Below are 7,107 nucleotides of genomic sequence, written 5' to 3'. Positions count from 1 at the left end.
TCGTAGCACCTCCAGGATCTCTCGAGCCGCTTAACTCGTTGATTCTCAAGGAGTTTCGCGTTCCGTTGTCGCTGGAAGTGGGGCGCATTATAAGGAGATCTGAAACCCCGTCAACCCTTAATTTCAAATAATTGAAATATTTGGAGAAAAGGCCGAGGAACGGCCCGCAGGGGCCTGTCCCAGTACCTATCTATATAGAAGCCTCAAACCACCCCAGCCTCACGCAACCGCTGCACATCCCCCATAGCCAACCCCAGCACATCCCCCAACACCGCTTCGGTATGCTCCCCCAACAACGGCGGCGCCCGGCGATACTCCACCGGCGTGCCCGACAAGCGAATCGGGCTGGCCACCTGCGGCACGCTCCCGGCCAACGGATGGGCAATATCCAGCCTCAACCCACGCGCCAACACCTGAGGGTCCTGGAACATCTGCCCCAGGTCGTTGATCGGCCCGCAAGGCACACCCGCCTGCCCCAAGGCCGCCACCCATTCAGCCGTGGTCTTGAAGACTGTTGCCTGGCGAATCAACGGAATCAGCTCGGCGCGATGTGCCACCCGCTGCTTATTAGTGGCGAAGCGCGGATCATCCGCCCACTGCGGCTGCCCGGCCACCTCGGCAAACTTGCGGAACTGCCCGTCGTTGCCCACGGTAAGAATGAAATCACCATCGGCGGTGGGGAAATCCTGGTACGGCACAATATTAGGGTGCGCATTGCCCAGGCGACGGGGAGGGGTGCCGGTGGTGAGGTAGTTCATCGCCTGGTTGGCCAGGCAAGCGACCTGCACATCCAAAAGCGCCATATCGATGTGCTGGCCGACACCCGCCTGATCGCGATGGGCGAGGGCGGCCAGAATCGCCACGGTGGAATACAGGCCAGTCAGGATGTCGGTCAGCGCCACCCCAACCTTCACAGGCCCCGCACCTTCTTCACCTTCCGGCCGGCCGGTCAGGCTCATCAGCCCGCCCAGCCCCTGGATCATGAAGTCGTACCCCGCACGCTTGGCATAAGGGCCGGTCTGGCCGAAACCGGTGATGGAGCAATAGATAAGCCGAGGGTTCAGCGCCTTCAGGCTTTCATAGTCCAGGCCATAAGCGGCCAGCCCACCCACCTTGAAGTTCTCGATGACGATATCCGACTTCGCCGCCAGCTCACGCACCAGGCGCTGGCCTTCCGGCTGGGTGAAGTCGATGGTCACCGAGCGCTTGTTGCGATTGGCCGACAGGTAATAGGCCGCCTCGCTGGTGTTCTCACCGAAAGCGTCCTTGAGGAAGGGCGGCCCCCAGGCGCGGGTATCGTCACCCGAGCCCGGGCGCTCGACCTTGATCACATCCGCCCCAAGGTCGGCGAGAATCTGCCCGGCCCACGGGCCTGCCAGCACCCGGGAAAGATCCAGCACCCGCAGATGGGAAAGCGCGCCCATGGCCTGGCTCCTCTATTAATAGAACGCCTGAATACCGGTTTGCGCACGCCCCAGGATCAGCGCATGCACGTCATGGGTGCCTTCATAGGTGTTGACCACCTCAAGGTTGACCAGGTGGCGGGCCACACCGAACTCGTCGGAGATGCCATTGCCGCCCAGCATGTCGCGGGCCATGCGAGCGATATCCAGGGCCTTGCCGCAGGAATTGCGCTTCATGATCGAAGTGATTTCCACCGCCGCAGTGCCTTCGTCCTTCATCCGCCCCAAGCGCAGGCAGCCCTGCAGGCCCAGGGTGATCTCGGTCTGCATGTCGGCCAGCTTCTTCTGGATCAGCTGGTTGGCGGCCAGCGGGCGGCCAAACTGCTGGCGGTCCAGGGTGTACTGGCGCGCGGTGTGCCAGCAGGCTTCGGCGGCGCCCAGCGCACCCCAGGAGATGCCATAGCGAGCCGAGTTCAGGCAGGTGAACGGGCCTTTGAGGCCGCGCACATGCGGGAAGATGTTCTCTTCAGGCACAAACACGTTGTCCATGACGATTTCGCCAGTGATCGAGGCGCGCAGCCCGACCTTGCCGTGAATCGCCGGGGCGCTCAGGCCTTCCCAGCCTTTTTCCAGCACGAAGCCGCGGATATCGCCGGCATCGTCCTTGGCCCAGACCACGAACACATCGGCGATCGGGCTGTTGGTAATCCACATCTTGGCGCCGCTCAGGCGGTAGCCACCGTCGACCTTGCGCGCCCGGGTGATCATCGAGCCCGGGTCGGAGCCGTGGTTGGGCTCGGTCAGGCCGAAGCAGCCGATCCACTCACCGCTGGCGAGCTTGGGCAGGTACTTCTGCTTCTGTGCCTCGGTGCCGAATTCATTGATCGGCACCATCACCAGCGACGACTGCACGCTCATCATCGAGCGATAGCCCGAGTCGATACGCTCCACCTCGCGGGCAATCAGGCCATAGCACACATAGTTAAGGCCACTGCCGCCGTACTGCTCGGGGATGGTCGCGCCCAACAGGCCCACTTCGCCCATCTCGCGGAAAATCGCCGGGTCAGTCTGCTCGTGGCGGAAGGCTTCCAGCACGCGCGGGGCCAGCTTGTCCTGGGCGAAGCTGTAGGCGCTGTCACGCACCATGCGCTCTTCTTCGGTGAGCTGCTGGTCGAGCAGCAGCGGGTCGATCCAGTTGAAGCTTGCTTTACCGGCCATGTGCGGGTTCCTCGAATGCGGGGGAGGTAAAAATTGCGTTGCATTGATCCTAGGCCCGAACCACCCATGCGACAAACGAGGATTGCGCACGCTTTAGTGATATTTTCTCACTTCGAAAGGCGCGAAAAGCGCTCAATACCCGCCGACAAGTGAGGTTAACGTACATGCGCCGCAAGATCCCCAGCACCACCGCACTGGTCTGCTTCGAAGCGGCCGCACGCCACGAGAGCTTCACCAAGGCCGCCCAGGAGCTGGCCCTGACCCAGGGCGCCGTCTGTCGGCAAATCGGTGGGCTGGAGGCATTCCTCAATGTCGAGTTGTTCCGCCGCTCGCGCCGCGGCGTGAAGCTGACCGAGGCCGGGCTGTCCTACAGCCGCCAGGTCTCCGCACAGCTGGATGCCGTTGAGCGCGACACCTTGTCGGTAATGCGCCAGCAGGGCGCCAACGTGATCGAGCTGGCGGTGGTGCCCACCTTCGGCACCCAGTGGTTGCTGCCCCGGCTCAAGGACTTCCAGCAACGCCACCCCGAGGTCACCGTCAACCTCACCAACCGCACCCGGCCGTTCCTGTTTGCCGACACCCCGTTCGACGCCGCCATCTACTTCGGCGACGCCGACTGGTCCGGCACCCAGGCCCACCGCCTGATGGGCGAGAACCCCATGCCGGTGTGCAGCCCGGCCTTGCTGGGCGGGCAGGGCAGCCTCGAAGCACTGCGCATCGCCGAGCTGCCGCTGCTGCAGCAGACCACCCGCCCTTACGCCTGGCGGCAGTGGTTCGACGGCCTAGGCATGAGCGTGGCGCGCGACATGACAGGCCCGCGCTACGAGCTGTTTTCCATGCTCGCCCAGGCAGCCATGCACGAGATGGGCATCGCACTGATCCCACCGTTTCTAATCCAGCGCGAGTTGCAGGAGGGCAGGTTGGTGGTCGCAAACAGGCATGCCCTGGCCAGCGACAAGGCCTACCATCTGATGATCCCGGAGCGAAAGGTGGAATCCGCTTCACTGCGGGCGTTCCGCGATTGGCTGGTGGCCCAGGCCCGGCAGTATACCGGCGCGCAGTAAGCGCAAAACGGCGAAACTGACCCCGTAGTCAATAATTTTGAACACCTACAGATATATGGATTTGTCGCAAATTCATAATCTGTTCCGCTACCGGTGAAAAACCCTATCAACCCTAGTAAGCGCGCGGGTTTGCGGCTTATTTTGCGACATTCACCGAGCCGTGGGCGAATGTCGGCAAAAAATTTTCAAAATTTCTCCTAACCTCCAGATAGCGCGTGCTTGAAGGGTTTGAACCCGTTCGTTGCGACATACGGTCACAGGGTGACTTGTAGTTTTAAGTTCGTATCGCTCCAGAACCGGTTGAAGGCCCCCGGGTTCGTCTGCAAAATGCCTCCCCCGCCCGGGATCCGGCGGGGTCGTGCTCTACGACCGCCCAGCTGCGCCATACGAAGTGCGCTGGTTTCTACAAAGACAAAAGGTCACCGCAGGAGAAAAGTCGTGCACATTGGTGTTCCTCTCGAGACGCAGACCGGTGAGACAAGGGTCGCTGCGACCCCGGAAACCATCAAGAAACTGATCGGCCAAGGCCATCAGGTCACCGTGCAACGGGGCGCAGGGCTCAACGCCAGCATTCCCGATGCTGCCTATGAAGCCGCGGGTGCCACGCTGGGCGAAGCTGCCGATGCCTTTGCCGCGCAGTTGGTGCTCAAGGTGGTCGCGCCCAATGACCAGGAGCTTGCGCTGATCAACAGCGGGAGCCTGCTGGCAGGCATGCTCAACCCGTTCAACAGCGAACTGATCGCCAAGATGGCCGAGCGCGGCATCACCGCCTTCGCCCTGGAAGCCGCGCCACGCACCTCACGGGCGCAGAGCCTCGACGTGCTGTCGTCCCAGGCCAACATCGCCGGCTACAAGGCCGTGTTGCTGGCCGCCCACCACTACCCGCGCTTCATGCCCATGCTGATGACCGCTGCCGGCACCGTGAAAGCCGCCCGCGTGCTCATCCTCGGCGCCGGTGTGGCCGGCCTGCAGGCCATCGCCACAGCCAAACGCCTGGGTGCAGTGATCGAGGCATCCGACGTGCGCCCGGCGGTGAAGGAGCAGATCGAGTCGCTGGGGGCCAAGTTCATCGACGTGCCCTTTGAGACCGACGAGGAACGCGAGTGCGCCCAAGGCGTGGGCGGCTATGCCCGGCCAATGCCAGCCAGCTGGATGCAGCGCCAGGCCCAGGCCGTACACGAGCGCGCCAAGCAGGCAGATATCGTCATCACCACGGCGTTGATCCCCGGCCGCAAGGCACCGACCCTGCTCAGCGCCGAGACCGTGGCGCAGATGAAACCCGGCTCGGTGGTCATCGACCTGGCTGCTGCCCAAGGCGGCAACTGCCCGCTGACCGTCGCCGACCAGGTGGTGCAGCACAACGGCGTGACCATCGCCGGCCCCACCAACCTGCCCGCGCAGGTGGGCGCCGATGCCTCGGCGCTGTACGCGCGCAACCTGCTGGACTTCATGAAGCTGCTGTTCGACAAGGACGGCGCACTGGTCATCAACCTTGAAGACGACATCGTCGCCGCGTGCCTGATGTGCCGCGACGGCCAGGTCGTGCGCAAAAACGGCTGAGGAGCACGACAATGGAAGACATGCTGATTTCCCACGGCATCTACAACCTGATCATCTTCGTGCTGGCCATCTACGTGGGCTACCACGTGGTGTGGAACGTCACACCGGCCCTGCACACCCCGCTGATGGCCGTGACCAACGCCATTTCCGCCATCGTCATCGTCGGCGCCATGCTGGCCGCCGCGCTGACCGTGACCCCTGCCGGCAAAGTCATGGGCACCCTGGCCGTGGCGCTCGCTGCGGTCAACGTGTTCGGTGGCTTCCTGGTCACCCGCCGCATGCTGGAAATGTTCAAGAAGAAAACCAAGAACGAGGCGCAGAAGTAAACATGAGCATGAATCTGGTAACGCTTCTGTACCTGGTCGCCTCGGTTTGCTTCATCCAGGCGCTCAAGGGTTTGTCGCACCCGACCACCTCGCGGCGCGGCAACCTGTTCGGCATGATCGGCATGGGTATCGCCATTCTCACTACAGTTGGGCTCATCTATAAGCTCGGCGCAGAGCTGGCCACCGCCGGCATCGGCTACGTGTTGGTCGGCCTGCTGGTCGGCGGCAGCGCCGGCTCGATCATGGCCAAGCGCGTCGAGATGACCAAAATGCCCGAGCTGGTCGCCTTCATGCACAGCATGATCGGCCTGGCGGCGGTGTTCATCGCCATCGCCGCGGTGCTGGAGCCGCAATCGATGGGCATCGTCGCCGCCATCAGCGACCCGATCCCCACCGGCAACCGCCTGGAGCTGTTCCTCGGCGCGGCCATCGGTGCCATCACCTTCTCCGGTTCCGTGATCGCCTTCGGCAAGCTGTCGGGCAAGTACAAGTTCCGCCTGTTCCAGGGCGCACCGGTACAGTTTGCCGGCCAGCACAAGCTGAACCTGATCCTGGGCCTGGCCACCATCGCCCTGGGCCTGCTGTTCACCTTCACCGGCCACTACAGCGCCTTCACCCTGATGCTGGCCCTGGCCTTCATCATGGGCGTGCTGATCATCATCCCGATCGGCGGCGCCGACATGCCAGTGGTGGTGTCGATGCTCAACAGCTACTCGGGCTGGGCAGCGGCCGGTATCGGCTTCTCGCTGAACAACTCGATGCTGATCATCGCAGGCTCCTTGGTGGGTTCGAGCGGCGCGATCCTCTCGTACATCATGTGCAAGGCGATGAACCGCTCGTTCTTCAACGTGATCCTCGGCGGTTTCGGTGGCGACACCGACGCCGGCGCCGCACAGGGCTCGAAAGAGCAGCGCCCTGTGAAGTCCGGCTCGGCCGACGACGCCACCTTCCTGCTGAGCAACGCCGACAGCGTGATCATCGTCCCCGGCTACGGCCTGGCGGTGGCCCGTGCCCAGCACGCGCTCAAGGAGCTGACCGAAAAGCTGACCCACAACGGCGTGACCGTGAAGTACGCGATCCACCCGGTGGCGGGGCGCATGCCCGGGCACATGAACGTGCTGCTGGCCGAGGCCGAAGTACCCTACGACCAGGTGTTCGAGATGGAAGACATCAACGCCGAGTTCGGCCAGGCCGACGTGGTACTGGTGCTGGGCGCCAACGACGTGGTCAACCCGGCGGCGAAGAACGACCCGAAATCACCGATTGCCGGCATGCCGATCCTCGAGGCGTTCAAAGCCAAGACCATCATCGTCAACAAGCGCTCCATGGCCAGCGGTTATGCCGGCCTGGACAACGAACTGTTCTACCTGGACAAGACCATGATGGTGTTCGGTGACGCCAAGAAGGTCATCGAGGACATGGTCAAGGCCGTCGAGTAAACCCGCCTCTATATATAGAAGCGCATAAGGCCCCCGGGAGTTATTCCCGGGGGCCTTTGCATTTGCCTGATCCAGATCAACGGCTCTGTTTCGCGGC

General features: G+C 63.0%; 6 protein-coding genes. 4 read left to right on the top strand and 2 right to left on the bottom strand.

Annotated elements, in window-relative coordinates; genetic code table 11:
- Positions 1-203: 203 nt before the first annotated feature.
- Together ACI2KK_RS12000 and ACI2KK_RS11995 are read right to left on the bottom strand one after the other, a co-directional pair.
- Positions 204-1,424 (bottom strand): CaiB/BaiF CoA transferase family protein, encoded by a 1,221-nt coding sequence (locus ACI2KK_RS12000; RefSeq protein WP_404669065.1) that lies wholly within the window; start codon positions 1,422-1,424, stop codon positions 204-206.
- Positions 1,425-1,439: 15 nt separating this feature from the next.
- Positions 1,440-2,621, bottom strand: a complete 1,182-nt coding sequence (locus tag ACI2KK_RS11995; protein ID WP_404669064.1) for an acyl-CoA dehydrogenase — start codon at positions 2,619-2,621, stop codon at positions 1,440-1,442.
- 164 nt (positions 2,622-2,785) lie between these two features.
- On the opposite strand from ACI2KK_RS11995, the gene ACI2KK_RS11990 reads away from it, so the two are divergent.
- The 4 genes from ACI2KK_RS11990 (at position 2,786) to ACI2KK_RS11975 (ending at position 7,010) form a co-directional block, all read left to right on the top strand.
- The gene (locus ACI2KK_RS11990) at positions 2,786-3,685 is read left to right on the top strand and encodes a LysR family transcriptional regulator (protein WP_404669063.1); all 900 of its coding nucleotides are present in this window, start codon (positions 2,786-2,788) and stop codon (positions 3,683-3,685) included.
- 438 nt (positions 3,686-4,123) lie between these two features.
- Positions 4,124-5,245 (top strand): Re/Si-specific NAD(P)(+) transhydrogenase subunit alpha, encoded by a 1,122-nt coding sequence (locus ACI2KK_RS11985; RefSeq protein ID WP_404669062.1) that lies wholly within the window; start codon positions 4,124-4,126, stop codon positions 5,243-5,245.
- 11 nt (positions 5,246-5,256) lie between these two features.
- The gene (locus tag ACI2KK_RS11980) at positions 5,257-5,571 is read left to right on the top strand and encodes an NAD(P) transhydrogenase subunit alpha (protein ID WP_008097413.1); all 315 of its coding nucleotides are present in this window, start codon (positions 5,257-5,259) and stop codon (positions 5,569-5,571) included.
- 2 nt (positions 5,572-5,573) lie between these two features.
- Positions 5,574-7,010 carry an NAD(P)(+) transhydrogenase (Re/Si-specific) subunit beta gene (locus tag ACI2KK_RS11975; protein ID WP_404669061.1) on the top strand — a complete coding sequence of 479 codons (1,437 nt, stop codon included), beginning with the start codon at positions 5,574-5,576 and terminating at the stop codon, positions 7,008-7,010.
- The last annotated feature ends 97 nt before the right edge of the window (positions 7,011-7,107 follow it).

The organism is Pseudomonas sp. NPDC089406 (assembly GCF_044900265.1).
Lineage (GTDB): Bacteria > Pseudomonadota > Gammaproteobacteria > Pseudomonadales > Pseudomonadaceae > Aquipseudomonas > Aquipseudomonas fakonensis.
Note: the sequence above shows the minus strand (reverse complement) of the source record. Positions and strands in the feature narration are given on the sequence as shown.

What these genes read in the sequence shown, in the direction of transcription:
- ACI2KK_RS11995 (WP_404669064.1), bottom strand. Translation starts at nt 2,621, where the DNA reads ATGGCCGGTAAAGCAAGCTTCAACTGGATCGACCCGCTGCTGCTCGAC.
- ACI2KK_RS11980 (WP_008097413.1), top strand. Translation starts at nt 5,257, where the DNA reads ATGGAAGACATGCTGATTTCCCACGGCATCTACAACCTGATCATCTTC.
- ACI2KK_RS11990 (WP_404669063.1), top strand. Translation starts at nt 2,786, where the DNA reads ATGCGCCGCAAGATCCCCAGCACCACCGCACTGGTCTGCTTCGAAGCG.
- ACI2KK_RS12000 (WP_404669065.1), bottom strand. Translation starts at nt 1,424, where the DNA reads ATGGGCGCGCTTTCCCATCTGCGGGTGCTGGATCTTTCCCGGGTGCTG.
- ACI2KK_RS11975 (WP_404669061.1), top strand. Translation starts at nt 5,574, where the DNA reads ATGAGCATGAATCTGGTAACGCTTCTGTACCTGGTCGCCTCGGTTTGC.